We start from the raw sequence: 20,296 nt of genomic DNA, 5'->3' as shown, positions 1-20,296 counted from the left end.
CCTTCCCTATCCGCCATTCCTGTTGGTCTAGGGCGCTTGGTTGAACACCACTCCTGCGAGCTTGCTCGGTTCAAAATGACTCAGTGCCTGACTGATCGCGCCTGGCGTGTCCTTGCCGTAGCCCGCCACCACCACCACGAAGTCAGCCAGGTCGGCGAGAATCCGCGCGTCCGGTGCACCCTTGATCGAGGGACCATCGAGGAAGATGTAACGGTCGGCGTAGCGCGAACGCAGCGAATCGATCACCGCGCGCATGCGATGCGAAGTGAAGTACTCGCTGCTGCTTTCACGCGACTTGCCAGCCGGTATCAGGCGCAGATGCGGCACGCCGGTGTGATAGATGATCGACTCGATCCCGATGGCCGGATGATCCATCAGGTCGATCAGTCCGCCGCGCGCCGGCTCGATGCCCATCACCTTGTGCTGGTTCGGATAACGCACGTTGCAGTCGATCAGCAGACTGGTCTTGGCTTCATCGAACGCAAAGGCGGCGGCAAGATTGCGCGCCACGAAGCTGCTGCCCGAACCTGGGCTCACCGCCACCACCAGGGTCGTGAAGTTGTGGTGTCCGCCCATCGCGAGCAGGCGCGTGCGGATTTCGCGAAATGCATCGGACTGCTGGCGCACCGATTCTTCGCGATGGATCATCCGCCGCTGCTCGAGCTGGATCGGCGCCAGCGCGCCGCCCTCCTCGTGCATGCGCGCGATGGACTGGCTCGAGGTCTTGCGCAACTCGAGGTTGTGCGCCGCTGCTTCCAACACTTCGCTGATACGGTCGGACATGTTGTCGTCTTCGATATTCTTCATGGTCATCCCTTCAGCCGTATCCAGACGGCAATGAGATAGACAGCGCCCACCCCGATCACAATCAGGCCGAGGATCATGTTGCGCATGCGATCGCGGCGGCGATCACCTGGCGTGGGATAGAACGGAATCGTCGCCAGCACCGGCGCGCCGATGGCCTGCTCCAGCTGCCACACCGAACGCACGCGCGGGTCGAACCACACCAGGGCAACCAGCAGACCCAGCGGCAACACCAGCGACAAACCCATGCCCGCCAGGCCGAAATGCATGAAGCGCAGTCCCGATGGCGACAGCGGCATCACGGCGGGGTTCTGCACCAGGAAGGTCAGGCCACGCTGTTCGGCGTCCAGATTCATCGACACGCGGGCATTTTCGCGCCGCTTGAGCAGATCTTGGTAAACGTCGCGGTTGACGTTGTAGTCGCGCGTCAGTTCGGCCGTGACGTTTTCAGAGTTGGCAATCCGCGCGCTGCGTTGCAACTCGGTCTGCAGCATCGACTCGCTCGCCCCCATACGGGCGGCTGCGGCGGCACTTGCCGCGCGGGCCGAGGAAAGCTGCGTCTTGATCTGCTGATACGCCGGGTTGAACGAGACGTTGCTGTCCAACGCGGTGGGCGTACCCGCCAGCTGGGCCGCCTGCTGGCGCTGATCGGAAGCGGCAAGCTGCCGCTTCAGGTCTTCCATCTGATGACGGATGCGCACCACATCGGGATAGGAATCGGTGTAGGTCAACAGCAGTTTGTTGAGCTGCGCCTGCAACTCGCCCAACTGCGCCTGCAACAGACCATCGGCCGTCTGCACCGTGTTCACTTCCGATTCGCCGTTGAGCTGCGATGCCAGCGAGCCTTCCTGCGAACGACGCTCCATCATGTCCATGCGCGCGGACTCGATCTGCGTGCGCAACTGGCTGATGCGTGCCGCGGTATCCGCTTCGCTGCCGGGCCGTGCGTCGGCATTGGCGTCGCGGTAGGCCTTCAGCTTGTCTTCCGCGTCGGTGAGCTTGGCGCGATAGGCCTCGACCTGGCTGTTGATGAACTCGTAGGCCTCGCGGCTCTCGCGTTGCTTCGATGCGAGGCTTTCGCTGATGAACAGCTGCGCGAACGCGTGCGCCACATCGAACGTGCGCTTGGCGTTGCTGTCGCTATAGGCAATCGTGATCAGATTGTCGTGCGAGATCTGCACCTGCGTGCGCGACTTGATGCCTTCGGCGATGCGGTCCTGTTCCACCGGCGACGGATGAGTGGCCATCCAGCCACCCGCCTCCAGGATCTTCGCCATCACCTTGCGGCTGAAGATCACGTCGCGCGCCATGCTGGCGCGATTCTGGTTGGCCGTCGGTGCGGCAGCACCCGCCATCAAGGGCGTGATGATGCTGCTTTCCTGCGCAAGAATCGTCGTCGAAGCGACGAACTTGCGCGGCCACAACATGCCGGCAGTCAATGCAGCCAGCGCAATCAAGGCAAACGCGATGCCCAGCATGAGACGGCGGCGACGCGCCTCATTGATCAGTGCCGGCACAAGGCTTGCCATCGGCCTGAGTTCTCCACTCATGGCGACGTCCTCCCTTTCCCCTGCGAGCGGCGTTAAAACGCGCGCATCGGTACGGTGACAACATCCCCGGGTTGCACCGGGTAATTGGTGGCGAGATCGCCCTTCTGCAGCACGTTGTCCAACCGCACGGCATAAGGCGTGGTCACGCCGTTCTTGTCTTCGCGATACAACTCGGTGCGATCGGGCGCCGCGAACTCCGTCGTGCCGCCCGCTGCCAGTACCGCGTCCAGCACGGTCATGCCCTGGCGATACGGAATGGATACCGGCGTGCGCACGGCACCGGTCACGCGTACGCGCGATAGATACTCGTGACTGCGCAAGGCCGTGAGGATCACGGCGACCTGCGGATCGCGCACATAGGACTGCAGCTTTTCCTTGATCTCGGCCGCGACTTCTTCAGGCGTCTTGCCACCGGCCATCACGTCACCGATCAACGGCACCGTGATCTTGCCGTCCGGCCTTACCGGCACGCTGACGCTCAGGTCGGGGTTCTGCCAGACGGTGACCTGGAGTTGATCGTCCACGCCAATCTTGTAAGTGGACACCGCTTGCGCGGCCGGATCGATCTTCGGCGCCTCGGTCGAGCCACGTCCGGTGGCACAACCGGTCAGCACCGCGGCTACGCAAACAGCGAACAACAGAGTGAGAATTTTCATGGCGGGGCCCCCTGCGCATAAAGTGTGAACTGCGTCACTTACGAGTATATCCACGGCCCAAGAAAACTTGACAAAACCATTCGTTCTATGTCTTGCCGCACATGGATTCTGCGAAAACGCGTTGGCGCGAAGGGAAGTTCGGACGGCACGTCGATGGCAACGCCAGTCCGGTCAAAGGGAACGGGGATCTCTGCGTTGCCGCCCGTTTGTGGCGCCGGCCGGATTTAGGCCGTTTGGCCGATAGCCCGGAAAACCACCTTCCTGCAGCCGCGCCCTGTCGCAGTCGCGAAACACTGTCGACCCCGCCTATGCATGCCCTTCGCCAAGCTGCTGCCGATACCCGCCAGGACACCGCCATGATGCAAACACCCGCCATCACGCCGTTCGACGCCGAACCGCTCAAGGGCAAAACCATCCTGGTGACCGGAGGCGCGCAAGGCATCGGCCGCGGCATCGCCCAGGCCGTGCTCGGCGCCGGCGGAAATGTGTTGATCGGCGACCTGAATGCCGGGGCCGGCAAAGCCTGCCTCGACGAATGGAACGTCGGCGAGCGCGCCCGCTACGCGATGCTTGATGTGTCGCGCGAAGCGAGCGTCAAACGATGGGTAGCCAGCGCGCTCAGACACTACGGCCGCATCGATGGACTGGTGAACAACGCCGGCATCGCCAATCCGCACAGCGGCCCACTCAGTGACTTGTCGCTGGAACAATGGAACCACTACCTGGCCACCAACCTCACCGGCACCTTCCTCTGCAGCAAGCACGCACTGCCGTCACTTCAGCACCAACACGGCAGCATCGTGAACATCGCCTCCACCCGCGCACTGCAATCGGAACCCGACACCGAAGCCTATGCCGCCACCAAGGGCGGCATGCTCGCCTTCACACACGCACTGGCCGTGAGCGCAGGCCCCGAAGTGCGTGTCAACGCCATTCTTCCGGGATGGATCGCCACCGATGCATGGCGCGAACCTGCCGAACGCACCGCTCCGAAACTCAGTCGCCGCGATCACGCCCAACACCCCGCCGGCCGCGTCGGCACGCCGCAGGACATCGGCGCTTTGGCCGTCTACCTACTCTCGACGCAATCGTCCTTCGTCACCGGCCAGCATTTCGTGGTCGACGGTGGGATGACGGTAAAGATGCAGTATGTGTAGCGAGATGGCGCCTCATGGCGGAGCCACGTCTTCCAGCTCGCTTCGCCAAACAGCGCACAAACAAAAAGGCACCCGGATTTCTCCAGGGTGCCTATCGATTGGGTGAGCCGTGAAAGACGCTGGCACCCCTCCAAGCATGTGCAGGCGCCGCTCCATCGATCCTCATCACAAAGCTCGCCAAAAGTACGAAGCCCGGAATTTATTCCGGGCTTCGCATGCAAATCAGTAGAACTGGCAATGCAGGATGATGTTTCCATGCTCGTCGATCGTAGCGGTGCAACCAAGGGTTGGACCCTGAGGCTGAGTGGGGGTGCCGGTGAACGTTACGTTCCAGAGCTGAGCGCGCTGAAGGAATTTCTGCCAATCTGCGGCGTCATTGTTGTAGTAGTACATGGCCGTATCGCCGACCTTGTCTCCACCCACCTGCGAGCTACTGATCGGTACGTTATTGTTGTTCTTGTCTCGTGCCGATCCATACGAACGATCAATTTGGAACTGCCCTGTCGGCGAGTTCGTATTGGCCACCAGCTTAATGCTGCTGCCGTCGATGAAGCGCAGCGTGATAACGACGGTGGGAGGCGAGCCGTAAGTGCCGGACGTCGCCAAATTCTGTGCGACGTCATGCAGGAACTGCTGCACGACTGCGACCTGCCCGGTCATCCGGCTATTTGCCCAGCTCAGGATCGCATTTTGACCTGTTCCGCCCTCGGTCGCATTCCACACATTGATGGAAGGGTCGGGATAAGTTAGCGAAGCGACCGGCGCGGTCTCGGAGAGAGCAACGACCCCTCGCGCCAGTAACAACTGGCTGGCTGACGGAGTAAATTCCTTGGTCCAACCGGCGGGATGCGCCTGATAGAAGGACAGCATGGTGCCGGCCAGGCCAGCGAAAGGGTTGGCCACGGGTTTCATCACCAGGTAGCGCCCGCCAGCCAGCTCACGATTGGGCTGCCATGGGTAATCGAGTGCCGTGACCGTCGTTGCCTGGTAAACCACTGACGTGTTGTCGGGGCCGTCCACCGCGAAGAAATAGGTTCCGGAACCCACTTGCTTCATCGCAAGCGCCCCTTCCAGATCCATATCGTCTAGCTTGCCGCTCGAGATACAACCATCGCAGCTATAGGCCACCCTAGACACGACTTGCGCGTGCGCCTCTGGGGCCAGCTGCAAGGCCGCCAGCCCGAGCAATATCGATATTGCCGACTTAAACATGGCCCTTCCCTCCATGGCACTGCGTTTCCATACATCCCCGGGCCGATCACCATTTACTGCGATTGACGTAATTATTTACGTTCTGTGGGCGATTTCTTGTCAATGGCGGGAATGTGACGCACATCTCAGCGGCGTGTAGGCCGAGCGATGCTGTTCGCCGCCCGCCGGCGCTCGAAGGAACCCGGGATGCAACCGCTGCCTATCGAAAATGGCCCTGGACGCGACTGAAGAAAGAGCTTCCGACCCGCCCTGAAGACCAGGGCTTCATCGCGCGCATAAACAGCGTTTGATCATGCACGACCTGAAGCATCCCAGCCTCACCGACAGGGCCGATAGAAAGGAAGCGAAGAAGGCCGCCAGCGTCACAAGACGGATCAAATGGTCACCCGATACGGTCACGCAGTAGCGGTAGTGAGGCACGCGCAAACGAAGAAAAAGGCCTGATTTTCCAGGCCACATCGCCGTGAATGATCAGCCGGGCTCTATGGGGGTTTTACCGCAGGCAAAAGAAAAGGCGCCTAGATTTCTCTAAGCGCCTGTTCCAATTGGTGGGCCGTGAAAGATTCGAACTTTCGACCAATTGATTAAGAGTCAACTGCTCTACCAACTGAGCTAACGGCCCTGAAACTGTTTGTACTTACTGTCAACTGGGGTGGAAGATGGGACTCGAACCCACGACCCTCGGAATCACAATCCGATGCTCTAACCAGCTGAGCTACATCCACCGCAAACTTTGAACTGGCGCGCCCGACAGGAATCGAACCTGCAACCGTCGGCTTAGAAGGCCGATGCTCTATCCGGTTGAGCTACAGGCGCTTGTGCACATTGTGCATAGCATCTGCATGGTCGGGGCAGAGGGATTCGAACCCCCGACATCCAGCTCCCAAAGCTGGCGCTCTACCAGGCTGAGCTATACCCCGATTTCGAAACCCTCAACCTGTTCGGGCTGAAGCTTTGAAATGCTACGGGTGACGCCTAGCCTAGTCAATCCGTATCAAAGCACACCGAACTTCTAAACCTTACGTTCGGACCGCCTGGCGATTCATTGCCTTGCGGTGCAAGCCGTGATGCGAACATCACACCTTGCTGTTATATGGCGCGCCCGGAGAGATTCGAACTCCCGACCACCAAGTTCGTAGCCTGGTACTCTATCCAACTGAGCTACGGGCGCGTTTTAACTTTTGCCTTGTCGCTTAACCACCGAGGTGGAAAGCGCCGAAGCGAGAAGCGGAATTATTCAGATTCGAGGGCGGTGCGTCAACTCTTTTTTTCAGATTTTTTGCATTGCCGTGTGGAAATCTTCACGTTCGGCGATGCATGCACTTCACTCGAGCCGCTTATTTTAGCGTTCTGTTTCACTTTCGGCTACACCTTTGCGCGAATAGAGCGAGATGTTTTTTTGCAGACGGCGAATGAGGCGGTGCGTGGTGTTCGCTTCGTCGTGGTCGCGCACAGGGTGCGCTCCTACAAGAGAGCGCATATGTTGGGTTGAGGACGCGCATGAAAAAGGCGGCCCAGGGCCGCCTTTTTCGTTTCATGTGTCGACAACGATCAGCGATCGGCAACGCGGCTCTGAGTGGCCGGATCACCCACCTTGGCGCCGCTGTCGCCACGCGGCGGCGGAGGCGGCGGCGTGGAGCCGCTGGAGTTCTTCGACCAGTCTGCCGGCGGACCCGGAACGCGGCCAGCCATGATGTCGTCGATCTGGCGGGCGTCGATGGTCTCGTACTGCAGCAGCGCGTCGGCCATCACGTGCAGCTTGTCGATGTTGTCGGTCAGCAGCTGCTTGGTGCGGGCGTAATTGCGATCGAGGATGGCACGCACTTCCTCGTCGATCTTGCGCGCCGTCTCATTGGACACGTTCTTGTGCTGCGTGACGGCGCGGCCAAGGAACACTTCGTCCTCTTCCTCGCCATAGGTCACCGGACCGAGCGTGTCGGACAGGCCCCACTTGGTGGCCATGTTGCGGGCCATCTTGGTGGCGCGCTCGATGTCGTTGGACGCACCGGTGGTGACCTTGTCCTCGCCGAAGATCAGCGCTTCGGCCACGCGGCCGCCGTACAGCGAGCACAGCTGCGATTCGATCGCCACGCGGTTCATGCTGTATTTGTCGCCTTCCGGCAGGTACATCGTCACGCCCAGCGCGCGACCGCGCGGGATGATGGTGACCTTGTAGACCGGGTCGTGCTCGGGCACCAGGCGGCCGACGATGGCGTGACCGGCTTCGTGATACGCCGTCAGCTTCTTCTCGTCCTCGCTCATGGCCATCGAGCGGCGCTCGGCACCCATCAGGATCTTGTCGCGTGCCTTGTCCAGATGAATCATGCGCACGTCGCGGGCGTTCTCGCGCGCAGCGAACAAGGCGGCTTCGTTCACCAGGTTGGCGAGATCGGCACCCGAGAAGCCCGGCGTGCCGCGCGCGATGGTCATCGCATCGACGTCCGAGGAAATCGGCACGCGACGCATATGCACCTTGAGGATCTGCTCGCGGCCCTTCACGTCCGGCAGGCCCACCACGACCTGACGGTCGAAGCGACCCGGGCGCAGTAGCGCGGGATCGAGCACGTCGGGACGGTTGGTGGCGGCGATCACGATGACACCTTCGGTGCCTTCGAAACCGTCCATTTCCACCAACAGCTGGTTGAGCGTCTGCTCGCGCTCGTCATGACCGCCGCCCAGACCGGCACCGCGATGGCGACCGACGGCGTCGATTTCGTCGATGAAGATGATGCACGGCGCGTGCTTCTTGGCCTGCTCGAACATGTCGCGCACGCGGCTGGCGCCGACGCCCACGAACATCTCCACGAAGTCCGAACCGGAGATCGAGAAGAACGGCACCTTCGCTTCGCCGGCAATGGCCTTGGCCAGCAGCGTCTTGCCGGTACCCGGGGGACCGACCATCAGCACGCCGCGCGGGATCTTGCCGCCCAGCTTCTGGAACTTGCCCGGATCGCGCAGGAATTCGACCAGCTCGCCGACTTCTTCCTTCGCTTCGTCGCAACCGGCGACGTCGCTGAAATTGACCTTGATCTGATCCTCGCCCTGCAGCTTGGCGCGCGAGCGGCCGAAGCTCATGGCGCCGCGACCACCGGCACCGGCCTGCATCTGGCGCATGAACCAGATGAACACGCCGACGATCAGGATGATGGGCAGCCAGTTGAGCAGCAGGCCGAGCAGCGAGAAGCCGTTGTTTGACGGCTCCTGGCGGACCTCGACGCCCTTGTCCTGCATCTGCTTGACCACCCCGTTGGTGGACCAGCCCAGGACCGGCGCGACGGTGCGGAACGAGCTGCCGTCCTTCAGCTTGCCGCTGATGGCGGCCGGCTGGTCGGCACTGATGTTGGCCGAGGCCACGTTCCCGTTGTCGACGCTCTGCACGAAGCTGCTGTAAGGCAGGTCCGACGAGGAGGCGCCATGCGGGTTGAAGCTCTGGAACACGGTGAGCAGGACCACCGCGATGATCAGCCAGAGCAGCAGGTTTTTCGCCATTTCATTCATGCACGGTTCTCGCCGGATTGCCCGCCATGGACCTTTCGCCCCACAGCTAATGCATACACCTCCCGCGAACGTGCGCGGGAGGCCTTGGGTTTACGCATCGTTACGCGGGTGAAGTCTGCGCGCAAGCTGCGGATGTAGTCGTCAAAACCAGTCCCCTGGAACAACTTGATCAGAAACGAGCCTCCGGGCTTGAGCCACTGGCGGCTGAAATCCAGCGCCAGGTCGGCCAGGTCCATCGCCCGGATCTGATCCGACAGGGCCACACCACTCATATTGGGGGCCATATCAGACAGCACAAGATCGACTTGTTGCCCCTGCAGGCGGCTTTCCAGCTCCCGCAGCACCGATTCCTCACGAAAATCGCCCTGCAGGAAGTCCACCCCGCCGATACCCTGCATGGGCAGGATGTCCATGGCCACCACGTGGCCGGTGTCGCCCAGGCGCTGGCGTACCAGCTGCGACCAGCCGCCCGGGGCGGCGCCCAGGTCGACCACGCGCATATTGGGTTTCAGCAGGCGATCCTTGTCGATCAGCTCTTCCAGCTTGAAGACGGCGCGCGAACGCAGGCCTTCGGCCTGGGCTTTCTTCACATAAGGATCATCGAAGTGCTCCCGCAGCCAGCGGGAACTACTTTTGCTGCGCGCCATCGACAGTTGCCAAGATACGGGGGAGATGGCCGCATGATACCCTTACCTGTCCTATCGCAGTGAATCCGAGACTGAACGCATGGCACTTTCCAATTCGCAGCGCCGCTACCTGCGCAGCCTTGCGCACGATCTCAGCCCCGTCATCCTGCTGGGCGCCAAGGGCGCAACCGAGGCTGTGCGCAAGGAGTTGGATCTTGCGCTGTCCCAGCATGAGCTGGTCAAGGTGAAGCTGTCCGGCGGCGACAAGGACGAGCGTCAGCAGCAGATCGATTTCCTGACTGAAGGCACGCAGTCCGAAAGCGTGCAGCAGATCGGCCATATCGTGGTGCTGTTCCGTCGCAACGAGGACGAGCCCAAGCTCGCCCTGCCCCGCTGAGAGGCGCGCAGCGATGGACCTGTCGCTCGATCGTCCCGAAGGCTATCTCTTTGTGCGTCGTGTCGGCGCCCATGGCATCACCGTGGTGGACCGCGAGTTCACCCGCAGCTTCCTGTTGTCGCCCGAGCGCCTGGTGGAAGACTGGCCGGTCGCGGCTGCTGCCGAGCTGGACGCCAGCCATATCGACGCCATCCTCGCCTTGAAGCCGGAAGTGGTGCTGGTGGGCACTGGCGAGCGCCAGGTGTTCCCGGCCCAGGCCTTCATGGCCGCGCTGCTGCGCAAAGGCGTGGGTGTGGAAGTGATGGACAACGCTGCGGCGGCGCGTACCTATGACTTGCTGGCTGGCGAGAGCCGGCGCGTCGTGGCGGCGTTTATCCTGCCCGCGTAAAAGCACCTGGTTCTCCTGTGGGAGCGCACCCTGTGCGCGACGGCCTTGAACCTTGAGGCAAGACCTGTCGCGCACAGGGTGCGCTCCCACAGTGTTCCAACTTCGGTTTTAGCGCGGCGGCAGGTATCCCAGCGGATCCACCGGATTGCCATCCTTGCGGATCTGGAACTGCAGCTCGTCCCGCGACGCGCCCGTTGAACCCATCTCCGCAATCGGCTGGCCTGCCGTGACGCGCTGACCTTCCTTCACCAGTCGCTTGCTGTTGTGGCCATAGGCCGACAGATAGCTGTCGTTGTGCTTCACGATCACCAGCTCGCCATAGCCGACCAGGCCATTGCCGCTGTAGACGACCACCCCATCGGCAGCCGCTCGCACCGGATCACCGGACTTGCCGCCGATCTCGATACCCGGAATGGCATCGCCGGACTGGAAGCGTTTGATCAGCGTGCCGTCTGCCGGCCAACGCCAGTTCACGCCGCCATTGCTGCGCGTCGCACCCGGAGCGGCGGGTACCGGCGGAGCGGGTGGCGGTGTATTGGCCGCGGTGGCAGTCGGTGCGCCGGCCACCGGTACCACCGGCGTGGTGCTGGTAGCCGGCGCCGGCGTGGCCGGATGTGCCGCAGTCGGCGCAGGCGGCGTCACGACAGCAGCGGTGCTTGCGGTGGAAGCTGCTGCCGGCTGGAAGCCAGCCTGAGCTTCCGGCGCGGGCGTTACCACGCGACCGGTCGACGGCGGTGGTTTGGTCGCCGTCGCCACCACGGGCGCGGTGTGCATGGCCGCCGCTGCCGGCGGCCTGCCGTCGGCGGGGGCCAGCTTCAGTTCCTGCCCCGGCCAGATCGTGTAAGGCGAATCGATGTGATTCCAGCTCGCCAGGTCGCGGAAGTCCACGCCATTGCGGAAGGCAATCGAGTACAGCGTGTCGCCCTTGGCCACCTTATAGGTGCCGCCCGGCGTCGGTCGTGCCGCCGGCGCGACCACGCGCGACGAGCTGCCGGCCGATGGCTCGACCACGACGGAGCGCTGGGTGCCACAGGCAGCCAGCAGGACGACGGAGGTCAGGATCAGTGACCGGAGATATCCATTCATATCGGTCAGCATAACTAGGGGACGCGTCATTTTCATGCGTATTGCGGCGACGGTCGCTTGAATCCGCCGGCCAGCGTTCAGCGCGAAAGCAACCACCAGGCCAAAAGGCCGGCCAGAATCACCAGCGCCGCCCAGCCAATGCGCTCGATATGCTTGTGCAGGATGCGCTCGGCACGCTCGCCAAAAATGCGGATCAGCAAGGCCAGCAGCCACACGCGCTTGCCACGGCCCACCGCCATGCAGACCAGGAACGGAATCACCGGCACGCCGACGATGCCCGAGGCCCAGGTAACGAACTTCATCGGCACCACCGGCTGCAAGGCAGCCAGCGCAAGCACCAGCAACAAGCCCAGCCAATGCTGGTTCATCTGCAGGCGCAGGTTGTCCACGCCCTTCTCGATCGGCGCCAGCAGGTGCAGGCTGTCGAGCAGCGGCGACAGCGCATGGAAGGCCCAATGGCCGAGTGCGTAGCCCACCAGCGAACCCAGCAACGAAAACAGCAGGCTGATGTTGGCGTAGAAAAACGCCTTGTGACGCTTGCCGAGCATCATCGGCGCCAGCATCACTTCCGGCATGATCGGGAAGATGAAAGCCTCGACGAAACTCAAGCCGCACAAGTAATACACAGCCCTGGGGTGGCGCGCCCACGTGAGTGCACGCGCGTAAAGCGGTCCGAACAGACGCATGCTTAAACGTTTCCTTGTGAGCGCATCAGCCGATGCCGCCAAGCAGCGGCACGAAACTGACGGCGGCCAGTTCTTCCTGGATGAAATCGCCCTGCCCGTCGCCACGCATGCGGATCAGGGTCTGGTTGCTGGGCGAGCCGACCGGTGCCACCAGTACGCCCGTGGGGCTGAGCTGGTCGAGCACGGCGTGCGGAATCGCATCGCCGGCGGCGGTCAGAATAATCGCGTCGAACGGCGCCTCGTCGGGCCAACCGAGTTTGCCGTCGTCATGACGTGAGCGGATGTTGTTGAGGCCAAGCTGGCGGAAGCGGCGACGCGCCTGGCGCAGCAGCTCCTCGATACGCTCCACGGTGAACACCTGCGGCACGATCTGCGCGAGCACCACCGCCTGATAACCGGAGCCGGTGCCGATCTCCAGCACCTTCCGCGGCACGCCCTGCTTGCCGTCGGGACGCTCGATCAGCGCTTCGGTCATGCGCGCCACCACCCAGGGTTGGGAAATGGTCTGCCCGTGACCGATCGGCAACGCGGTGTTTTCGTAAGCGCGCGAGTGCAACGCCTGATCGATGAAATGGTGACGCGGCGTATTGCGGATCACGTCGATCACGCGCTGATCGCGGATGCCTTCTTCCTTGAGCTTCACGGCGAGACGATCGCGCGCACGCTGCGAGGTCATGCCCTCGCCTTTCAGTGCGGATGGCGGCAAAGGATGCACGTTCATGCCCTCACGCTGCCTCATCAGCCGGCTTGCCGCCGGCCACACTCTTGTTCAAGCCGCCGATCCAGCTGCTGACCTTTTCCAGCGCCTGGAAGCGCGTCAGGTCGACATGGATGGGCGTGACCGAAATATAGCCGCGATGCACCGCATTGAAGTCCGTGCCCGGGCCGGCATCATCGACGGCGCCCGACGGGCCGATCCACCAGATTTCCTTGCCGCGGGGATCGGTCTGCTTGATGCACGGCTCCGAACGGTGGCGCTTGCCCAGACGCGTGACCTCGAAGCCGCGGATCTGATCCCACGGCAGGTCGGGCACGTTGACGTTGAGGATGGTGTCCGCCGGCAGCGGATCGACCAGCAACTGCTGCATCAGCAGCACGACGGCGTTGGCGGCAGAATCGTAATGCTCGCCCTTGTGATCCTTGGTGACCAGCGACACGGCAATCGCCGGCAGGCCAAGGAAACGCCCCTCCATTGCCGCCGAGACCGTGCCGGAGTAGATGACGTCGTCGCCGAGGTTGGCGGAGTTGTTGATGCCCGACACCACCATGTCCGGCTCGTAGTCGAGCATGCCGGCCAGCGCCAAGTGGACGCAGTCGGTGGGCGTGCCCGCCACGCGGTAGAACCCGTTGTCCATCCGCAGGGCGCGGATGGGGGCGTCCAGGGTCAAGGAATTGCTGGCACCGGAGCGATCGCGGTCGGGCGCCACTACCGTGACCTGACCGACCGCGCCAAGGCGTTCGGCGAGCACGCGGATGCCCGGTGCATCCACGCCATCGTCGTTGGAAACAAGAACTCGCATGATGATCCGTTCAAAGCCAGTCGCGGCGACGCGGATGGGACTGCGTCTGCCGGTGAAGCTTGAAGTCTACCGGACCGGACCGGCGGTTTCACATCAGACAAGCGAGCACCCGCGCCCGATTCCAATGGCCCGGCGTTGCCACCGGCTCAACCGATGCGCGACACAGGCGTGACGCCCGTGCATTAGGATTCATGGCATGAAACATCGCCCGCCCTCTCCGGTCTCCGACGATGACGCGCGCCTCTTCCGCGAGGCCCTGGGCGACCAGGTGCGTGCGTTCGATCCGGTCGAACCGACCCCGGCCGGGCCCAAGCCCGAGCCCCAGGCGCATATGCTGGAAGCGGACGAAGCGGCGGTGCCGGGCGAACTGCTCGACATGGCCTTTGACCCGACCATCCTCGAAGTGGGCGAGGAACTGAGTTATCTGCGCGACGGCTATCCGCCCAAGCTGCTTCGTCAACTCAAGCGCGGCCAGTACAGCATCCAGGACGAAATCGACCTGCACCAGATGAACGCCGCCACCGCGCAGGCCTGCATCACCGATTTCCTCGCCGAAGCCAAACACCAGGGCATCCGCTGTGTACGCATCGTGCACGGCAAGGGCCTGCGCTCTCGCGCCGCCGGACCCGTGCTGAAAGTGCTGACCGATCGCATGCTGCGACGCCGGGATGATGTGGTGGCGTTTGCGTCGGCGCGGCCGATGCAAGGCGGGACGGGGGCGGTGGTGGTGCTGTTGAAGGGGCGGTAGGTTTTTTGCCTGAGTTGGCGTGGCGGTCAACAGCGATCGGGATACGAGCGATCAAAGGGCGTTTCGTTGTCGCGGGCAACGTCTCCCGAGGCGTCTATTTGTGGGAGCGCACCCTGTGCGCGACGATCCTACGGAGCGGTACATCGAGGCGTGGCTGTCGCGCACAGGGTGCGCTCCCACAGACAAGCTGGCCTAGCAGAGGAAATGAGCGACGCCTAAGGTCGATGCGAAGCTTCGCTTTAAGTCCTCAGTGATTCGGGCGCGTTGCGCGGCGCATTGAGGTACCCCTGTGTACCCTCGGAGGTTGTCCCACAGCAGCGCACCTCGAGCGTTCGGGCTTATCCCAACACCATGCTGCGCGCGTTATCAGGCCATATTCTTTGGGTCACTTTTCTTTTACTCCGAGCATCCTGCCCTCCGCCCTTCGGGCCGGCTTCGCCGTTCGCACGCGCTCCTGCGCGTGCGTGGGCCAGCAAAAGAAAAGTGACTCGAGCGGCGGCAGCCGTTCGAAACGCCCGCTGCGTAGGCGGCACGCTAGCCTCAACGCGACAATCGCAGCGCAAAGTCCCTGGATCCCTGCCTTCGCAGAGATGACGAGCAAAAAATCAGCCCGTAACGGCCAACTCCCTCACCACCGTCGTCGCATACGCCCCCGCCGGCAACTCAAAACTCAACTCCAGCGCCCCATCCTCCAGCCACCGCCAGGAAAGATTCTGCGGAATCATCCGCAAGGCACGGCGCTCCTGATCCATCTTCGCCGCTACCAAGCCATCGGCAAGATCGGCATTGTCGGCAGCCACGGCATTTTCCAGAGACGCCACCTCAGCCTGCGCAGGCGTCTCGCCACGTCCCCACAGGGGACCCGAGGGATGGATATCTCCGGTGGCCAATCGCTGCGACAGCGTTGCGTCGAACGGCTCCGGCCCGAACCACGAACGCGAGCCTGCCAACGACCAGATCTCACCTTCCATCGGCGAATCCCAGGCGTCGCGTTCGACACGCGCAGCCAGGACACCATTGAAGATGTGCGAACGCGCGGCCGACAGCAGGAAGTGGCGCTTGTCGCGATCCACGCGCCGCCCCGCAAACATCGCGCGCGCCTGCGCCACGTTGCCGCCTTCGCGACCAAAACGCTGCTCGCCGAAATAGTTCGGGACGCCGCGCTGCGCTATCTGCTTGAGGATCTGATCGGCCACTGCACGATCGCCATCGACTTGACGCAACACCAGCACGAAGCGGTTGCCACGCAAGGCGCCGCGTTTGAGCTTGCGCGTGTGGCGCGTCGCCGCCAGCACCTTCACCCCCTCGGCCGCAAAGGTCGACCAATCGGGATCGGGCTTGCCCGCCAGTTGCACGGAAAAGGTCTGTCGCGTCACCGCATGGCGGTCCTTCAGTCCTGCATAGCCCACGTTGAGCGGCGCAATGCCGGCGAACTTTGCCAGCTCGCGCGCCACCCAGTCGGTGTTCGCGCCACGCTTTTCCACCCATAGCAAGGCATGCTCGCCTTCACCGTCGGCGTCGTAACCCAGGATTTCCTCGACCTGGAAATCTTCGGGCGCACTGCGCAGTACGGCGGTCAGCGGCGGGTTGCCATAGGCATAGGGCAGTTCGAGATCGGACATGGGACTCCACCGGCGGGACCGGCAACAAAAAGAAGAAAAGCGCGGGGCGCATTACATCAGGAACAGCGTGGCGAGACCGAGAAAGATGAAGAAGCCGCCCGAGTCGGTCATGGCGGTGATCAGCACGCTGGAGCCCAGTGCGGGATCGCGCCCCATGCGCATCATCAGCAGCGGGATGCCGACGCCACAGAAGGCGGCAAGCACGAGGTTGAGCGTCATCGCGGTGGTCATCACCAGGCCCAGCGGGAAGTTGCCGTAAAGCCACCACGCCACCGCGCCGATCACGCTGCCCCACACCAGGCCATTGATCAGGGCCACGGCGATTTCCTTGCGCCACAGCCGCCGCGCACTGGCGGCGGTGATCTGATCGAGCGCCAGTGCGCGCACGATCATGGTGATGGTCTGATTGCCCGAATTGCCGCCGATGCCGGCCACGATGGGCATCAGCGTGGCCAACGCCACGAGGTGCTGGATGGAGCCTTCGAACAGGCCGATCACGCGCGATGCGATGAACGCCGTGACCAGGTTGATGGCCAGCCACGCCCAACGGTTGCGGATCGATTTCCACACCGAGGCGAATACGTCTTCCTCTTCGCGCAGGCCGCCGCGGTTCAAGGCTTCGCTTTCGCTCTCTTCACGCAGCACGTCGACCATTGCATCGATGGTGATGCGACCGATCAGATGTCCGTTACCATCTACCACGGGTGCGCTGACCAGGTCGTAGCGTTCGAATGCCTGGGCGACTTCATAGGCATCCTCGGTGGGATGAAACGTGTTGACGTCCGGCGCCATCACCTCGCTCACACGCTTTTCGGGCGAGGTGACCAGCAGCCAGTTCAGCGGCAGCACGCCGGTGAGCAAGTTGTCCTGATTGATCACGAACAGCTTGTCGGTTTGCGCGGGCAGCTCCTCGAAACGGCGCAGATAGCGCAACACGGTTTCCAGGCTGATGTCTTCGCGGATGGTGACCATCTCGAAATCCATCAGAGCGCCGACTTGATCGTCCGGATACGACAACGCGGCCTGCACGCGCTCGCGTTGCTGCGCATCGAGGCTGGCCATGAGTTCCGGCAGCACTTCGCTGGGCAGGTCGTCGACCAGGTCAGCCAGTTCATCCGCATCCAACGGTTCGACGGCCGCGAGGATCTCGTGATCGTCCATGTCGGCGATCAGCGATTCGCGCACCGCATCGGAGACTTCCAGCAGGATCTCGCCGTCGCGATCGGCCTTGACGCGCTGCCAGACGGCCAGGCGATCGACCAGCGGCAGCGCTTCGAGCACAAAGGCGATATCGGCCGGATGCAGTGCCTCGAGCAGGCGCTGAAGCTCGACCTGCGCTTCGCGAAAACCCTGGTCGCTGTCGGGTTCCGGCAGCTGGCCAAGGCCGCGCAGTCGCCGCAAGAGTTCGGCGATGTCCTCCAGCTGATCGTGTAGACGCGAGGCCGAACTACGGCCTCCTATCTCGCTCATGCCAGGACCAGCAGCACGCAGGCTTGCGCCGCGATGCCCTCGCCTCGCCCGGTGAAGCCGAGCTTTTCGGTGGTGGTGGCCTTGATGCTGATGCGGCCGAGTTCGCAACGCAGCTCCTCGGCCACGGCTTCGCGCATGGCCAGCGAATGCGGGCCGACCTTGGGCGCCTCGCAGATCACGGTGACATCGGCGTTGCCCATCGTATAGCCCTGTTCGCGCATCAGCTTGGCAGCATGGCGCAGGAACACGCGGCTATCGGCATTGCGCCACTGTTCCTGGCTCGGCGGAAAATGCCGGCCGATATCGCCCAGCGCCAGCGCGCCGAAAATCGCGTCGCACAGCGCATGGATCACCACGTCGCCATCGGAGTGCGCCACCACGCCATGCGTGTGCGGCACGCGCACACCGCCCAGCATCACGTGATCGCCTTCGCCGAAAGTGTGGACGTCGAAGCCCTGTCCGATGCGCATCATGGAAACTCCTCGCAGCCTCGCGGCTTATCTCATACGCGACAACAGGAACTCCGCCAGCGCGAAATCCGTTGCCGTGGTGACCTTGATATTGTCTTCGGCGCCTTCGACCAGCAGCGGCGCAAAACCGGCGCGCTCCATCGCCATCGCCTCGTCGCTCACCGTCACGCCGGCAGCATAAGCCGCCTGCAGTGCCGCCGAGAGCTCGCCGCGACGGAACATCTGCGGCGTGAATGCACGCCAGCGGTGATCGCGCGGCTCGGTCACTTCGCTGCGCCCCGAGTCACCGGCGCGCTTGAGCGTGTCGCGCAAGGGCGCGCCAAGCAGGCCACCGCCCGCCGGCATGCCCAGATCGATCAGACGCGTGATGTCGCCGTCGCGCACGCAAGGGCGTGCCGCGTCATGCACCAGCACGAATCCGTCGTCGGTGATCTCGGAGGGCAACGCACGCACGCCTGCCAGCACCGAATCGCAACGCTCCGCTCCGCCCAATGTCGTGAGCACCGGCTTGCCGTACAAATGATCAACGCCCGGCCAATGACCATCGTTGTCGCCCAGCACCACCATCAGGCCGGCGATGCGGGGATGCGACGCCAGGCGCTCCAGCGTATGCAGGATCAACGGCCGGCCGGCCAGCGGCAGGTATTGCTTGGGGATGCTGCCACCAACACGCGTGCCGCGCCCCGCCGCCGGCACCACGCACCAAAGCGGCGCGTTCATGGGTTGCCGGTGGTCGAGGTGGCGGACGCGGGCGCCTGCGCGGCGCCCGGCTTTTCAACGACCTGGTAGAACGTTTCGCCTGGCTTGATCAGGCCCAACTCGGCGCGGGCGCGTGCCTCCACGGCTTGCTCGCCATGCTTGAGGTCGCTCACGTCCGCGCCCAGCGCCTGGTTGCGCTGGGTCAGCTTGTCGTTGTCCTCGCCCTGCTTCTTGACGGCCGCGCGCAGCGTTTCCACGCCGTGCACGCCGCCGTTGCCGCCCCACAGTTTCACCTGCAGGGCGATCAGCACGAGGACCAGGACCAGGGCGACCCAACGCAGCATGGGCGAGATGTGCTCCTGTTAGCCGGGCAGCTTGGCCAGATTCGGGAACGCGTCGCGACCGGCGTAACGCGCGGCCGAGCCCAGAGCCTCTTCGATGCGCAGCAGCTGGTTGTACTTGGCCACGCGATCGGTGCGGCAGAGCGAGCCGGTCTTGATCTGGGTCGCGGTGGTGGCCACGGCGATATCGGAAATGGTGGTGTCTTCCGTCTCGCCCGAGCGGTGCGAGACGATCGCCGCATACTTGGCCTTGTCGGCCATGGCGATCGCTTCCAGCGTTTCGGACAGCGTGCCGATCTGGTTGACCTTGATCAGGATGGCGTTGGCGATCTTCTTGTCGATGCCTTCCTGGAAAATGGTCGGGTTGGTGACGAACAAATCATCACCGACCAGCTGGATGTTCTGGCCGAGCCTGTCGGTGAGGTGCTTCCAGCCGTCCCAGTCGCCTTCGCCCATGCCGTCTTCGATGGTGACGATCGGGTACTGCTTGGCCCAGCTGGCCAGCACGTCGACCCACTGCTCCGGGGTGTAGACCTTGCCTTCGCCTTCCAGGTCGTACTTGCCGTTCTTGAAGAATTCCGAGCTGGCGACGTCAAGGCCGAGCAGGATTTCGCTGCCCACCTTGTAGCCGGTCTTGCTGATCGCTTCGAGAATGGTGTCCAGCGCTTCGATGTTCGAACGCAGGTCCGGCGCGAAGCCGCCTTCGTCGCCCACCGCCGTGTTCAGACCCTTGCCCTTCAGCACGCTCTTGAGCGCGTGGAAGATTTCGGTGCCGGCGCGCAGCGCTTCGGCAAACGTCGGCAGGCCCACCGGCAGCACCATGAATTCCTGCACGTCGACGTTGTTGTCGGCATGCGCACCGCCGTTGATGATGTTCATCATCGGCACCGGCAGCGAACCGGGCTTGCCGGTGGTGCCGTTGATGCTGGCGAGGTACTGCCACAGCGGCTGGCGGTTCTGCGCGGCGACGGCATGCGCGGCAGCCATGGACACGCCGAGGATGGCGTTGGCGCCCAGCTTGCCCTTGTTCGGCGAGCCGTCGAGGTTGATCAGCTTGGCGTCGAGACCGCCCTGGTTGGCAGCGTCAAAACCCTTGAGCGCGCTGGCAATGGCACCGTTGACGTTGCCCACGGCGTTCTTGACGCCCTTGCCCAGATAACGGGCCTTGTCACCGTCGCGCAACTCCACGGCTTCGCGCGAACCCGTCGACGCACCGCTCGGCACGGCAGCGCGGCCAAAGCCGCCGCCGGCCAGCGTCACTTCCGCTTCAAGCGTGGGGTTGCCGCGGGAATCGAGGATTTCACGTGCGTGGATGCGGGTGATTTCGGTGCTCATGGGATCCGTTGCTTGATGAGGTGAATGAAGC

General features: G+C 63.2%; 20 protein-coding genes and 5 tRNA genes. 4 read left to right on the top strand and 21 right to left on the bottom strand.

Annotation, left to right across the window (positions count from 1 at the left end):
- Positions 1-27: 27 nt before the first annotated feature.
- From AC1DMY_RS05690 to AC1DMY_RS05680, 3 genes are read right to left on the bottom strand one after another with little or no spacing between them, the layout of a single operon-like run.
- Positions 28-807, bottom strand: coding sequence for a P-loop NTPase family protein (locus tag AC1DMY_RS05690; RefSeq protein WP_477164005.1), 780 nt, complete (start codon positions 805-807; stop codon positions 28-30).
- Positions 808-809: 2 nt separating this feature from the next.
- Positions 810-2,333 carry an XrtA system polysaccharide chain length determinant gene (locus AC1DMY_RS05685; RefSeq protein ID WP_477164004.1) on the bottom strand — a complete coding sequence of 508 codons (1,524 nt, stop codon included), beginning with the start codon at positions 2,331-2,333 and terminating at the stop codon, positions 810-812.
- A gap of 53 nt (positions 2,334-2,386) precedes the next feature.
- Positions 2,387-3,010, bottom strand: a complete 624-nt coding sequence (locus AC1DMY_RS05680; RefSeq protein ID WP_477164003.1) for an XrtA/PEP-CTERM system exopolysaccharide export protein — start codon at positions 3,008-3,010, stop codon at positions 2,387-2,389.
- 356 nt (positions 3,011-3,366) lie between these two features.
- On the opposite strand from AC1DMY_RS05680, the gene AC1DMY_RS05675 reads away from it, so the two are divergent.
- Entirely contained in the window at positions 3,367-4,167 is an 801-nt protein-coding gene (locus AC1DMY_RS05675; protein ID WP_477164002.1) for a glucose 1-dehydrogenase, read from the top strand.
- Between the two features lie 222 nt (positions 4,168-4,389).
- Here the strand turns inward: AC1DMY_RS05675 and AC1DMY_RS05670 are convergent, their stop codons facing one another.
- The 8 genes from AC1DMY_RS05670 to rlmE all read right to left on the bottom strand — a co-directional run bounded on the left by AC1DMY_RS05670 (position 4,390) and on the right by rlmE (position 9,524).
- Positions 4,390-5,379: a hypothetical protein gene (locus AC1DMY_RS05670; protein ID WP_477164001.1), complete on the bottom strand. Its 990-nt coding sequence runs from the start codon at positions 5,377-5,379 to the stop codon at positions 4,390-4,392.
- A 546-nt stretch (positions 5,380-5,925) separates the two neighbouring features.
- Positions 5,926-6,001: transfer RNA gene (locus AC1DMY_RS05665), tRNA-Lys, on the bottom strand.
- Between the two features lie 26 nt (positions 6,002-6,027).
- Positions 6,028-6,104, bottom strand: a tRNA-His gene (locus tag AC1DMY_RS05660).
- Between the two features lie 14 nt (positions 6,105-6,118).
- Positions 6,119-6,195: transfer RNA gene (locus AC1DMY_RS05655), tRNA-Arg, on the bottom strand.
- Between the two features lie 27 nt (positions 6,196-6,222).
- Positions 6,223-6,299 (bottom strand) — tRNA-Pro (locus tag AC1DMY_RS05650).
- Positions 6,300-6,473: 174 nt separating this feature from the next.
- Positions 6,474-6,550, bottom strand: a tRNA-Arg gene (locus AC1DMY_RS05645).
- Positions 6,551-6,930: 380 nt separating this feature from the next.
- A complete protein-coding gene (ftsH, locus tag AC1DMY_RS05640) occupies positions 6,931-8,877 on the bottom strand; it encodes an ATP-dependent zinc metalloprotease FtsH (RefSeq protein WP_441603169.1) in 1,947 nt (648 codons plus the stop codon).
- Positions 8,874-9,524, bottom strand: coding sequence for a 23S rRNA (uridine(2552)-2'-O)-methyltransferase RlmE (gene rlmE, locus AC1DMY_RS05635; RefSeq protein WP_477164000.1), 651 nt, complete (start codon positions 9,522-9,524; stop codon positions 8,874-8,876). The genes ftsH and rlmE overlap by 4 nt, the downstream gene beginning before the upstream one ends.
- 79 nt (positions 9,525-9,603) lie before the next feature.
- On the opposite strand from rlmE, the gene yhbY reads away from it, so the two are divergent.
- Positions 9,604-9,900: a ribosome assembly RNA-binding protein YhbY gene (yhbY, locus tag AC1DMY_RS05630; RefSeq protein WP_477163999.1), complete on the top strand. Its 297-nt coding sequence runs from the start codon at positions 9,604-9,606 to the stop codon at positions 9,898-9,900.
- A 13-nt stretch (positions 9,901-9,913) separates the two neighbouring features.
- Positions 9,914-10,288: an Mth938-like domain-containing protein gene (locus AC1DMY_RS05625; RefSeq protein ID WP_477163998.1), complete on the top strand. Its 375-nt coding sequence runs from the start codon at positions 9,914-9,916 to the stop codon at positions 10,286-10,288.
- Between the two features lie 108 nt (positions 10,289-10,396).
- Here AC1DMY_RS05625 and AC1DMY_RS05620 read toward each other — a convergent pair whose 3' ends face one another.
- The 4 genes from AC1DMY_RS05620 to surE form a co-directional block, all read right to left on the bottom strand.
- Entirely contained in the window at positions 10,397-11,386 is a 990-nt protein-coding gene (locus AC1DMY_RS05620; protein ID WP_477163997.1) for a peptidoglycan DD-metalloendopeptidase family protein, read from the bottom strand.
- Positions 11,387-11,451: 65 nt separating this feature from the next.
- On the bottom strand, positions 11,452-12,060 hold the full coding sequence (locus tag AC1DMY_RS05615) for a YqaA family protein (RefSeq protein WP_046971491.1): 609 nt from the start codon (positions 12,058-12,060) through the stop codon (positions 11,452-11,454).
- A 25-nt stretch (positions 12,061-12,085) separates the two neighbouring features.
- Entirely contained in the window at positions 12,086-12,781 is a 696-nt protein-coding gene (locus AC1DMY_RS05610; RefSeq protein ID WP_477163996.1) for a protein-L-isoaspartate(D-aspartate) O-methyltransferase, read from the bottom strand.
- 4 nt (positions 12,782-12,785) lie between these two features.
- A complete protein-coding gene (surE, locus tag AC1DMY_RS05605) occupies positions 12,786-13,580 on the bottom strand; it encodes a 5'/3'-nucleotidase SurE (protein WP_477163995.1) in 795 nt (264 codons plus the stop codon).
- A 196-nt stretch (positions 13,581-13,776) separates the two neighbouring features.
- Between surE and AC1DMY_RS05600 the strand changes: the two genes are divergently transcribed.
- Positions 13,777-14,328 (top strand): Smr/MutS family protein, encoded by a 552-nt coding sequence (locus AC1DMY_RS05600; protein ID WP_477163994.1) that lies wholly within the window; start codon positions 13,777-13,779, stop codon positions 14,326-14,328.
- A 605-nt stretch (positions 14,329-14,933) separates the two neighbouring features.
- Here AC1DMY_RS05600 and truD read toward each other — a convergent pair.
- Genes truD through eno form a run of 6 tightly spaced genes read right to left on the bottom strand, consistent with a single transcriptional unit; the run spans position 14,934 to position 20,265 of the window.
- Positions 14,934-15,950, bottom strand: a complete 1,017-nt coding sequence (gene truD, locus AC1DMY_RS05595; RefSeq protein ID WP_477163993.1) for a tRNA pseudouridine(13) synthase TruD — start codon at positions 15,948-15,950, stop codon at positions 14,934-14,936.
- Positions 15,951-16,001: 51 nt separating this feature from the next.
- Positions 16,002-17,420 (bottom strand): magnesium transporter, encoded by a 1,419-nt coding sequence (gene mgtE, locus AC1DMY_RS05590; protein WP_477163992.1) that lies wholly within the window; start codon positions 17,418-17,420, stop codon positions 16,002-16,004.
- Positions 17,417-17,890, bottom strand: a complete 474-nt coding sequence (gene ispF, locus AC1DMY_RS05585) for a 2-C-methyl-D-erythritol 2,4-cyclodiphosphate synthase (RefSeq protein WP_477164195.1) — start codon at positions 17,888-17,890, stop codon at positions 17,417-17,419. Before ispF ends, mgtE begins: the two co-directional genes overlap by 4 nt.
- Before the next feature lie 27 nt (positions 17,891-17,917).
- On the bottom strand, positions 17,918-18,610 hold the full coding sequence (gene ispD, locus AC1DMY_RS05580) for a 2-C-methyl-D-erythritol 4-phosphate cytidylyltransferase (protein ID WP_477163991.1): 693 nt from the start codon (positions 18,608-18,610) through the stop codon (positions 17,918-17,920).
- Positions 18,607-18,933, bottom strand: a complete 327-nt coding sequence (gene ftsB / locus AC1DMY_RS05575; RefSeq protein WP_477163990.1) for a cell division protein FtsB — start codon at positions 18,931-18,933, stop codon at positions 18,607-18,609. Before ftsB ends, ispD begins: the two co-directional genes overlap by 4 nt.
- Positions 18,934-18,951: 18 nt before the next feature.
- Entirely contained in the window at positions 18,952-20,265 is a 1,314-nt protein-coding gene (eno, locus tag AC1DMY_RS05570; protein WP_477163989.1) for a phosphopyruvate hydratase, read from the bottom strand.
- Between the last annotated feature and the right edge of the window lie 31 nt (positions 20,266-20,296).

It is taken from the genome of Dyella sp. 01L423 (assembly GCF_056399945.1).
This window is presented reverse-complemented; position numbering and strand designations above follow the sequence as displayed.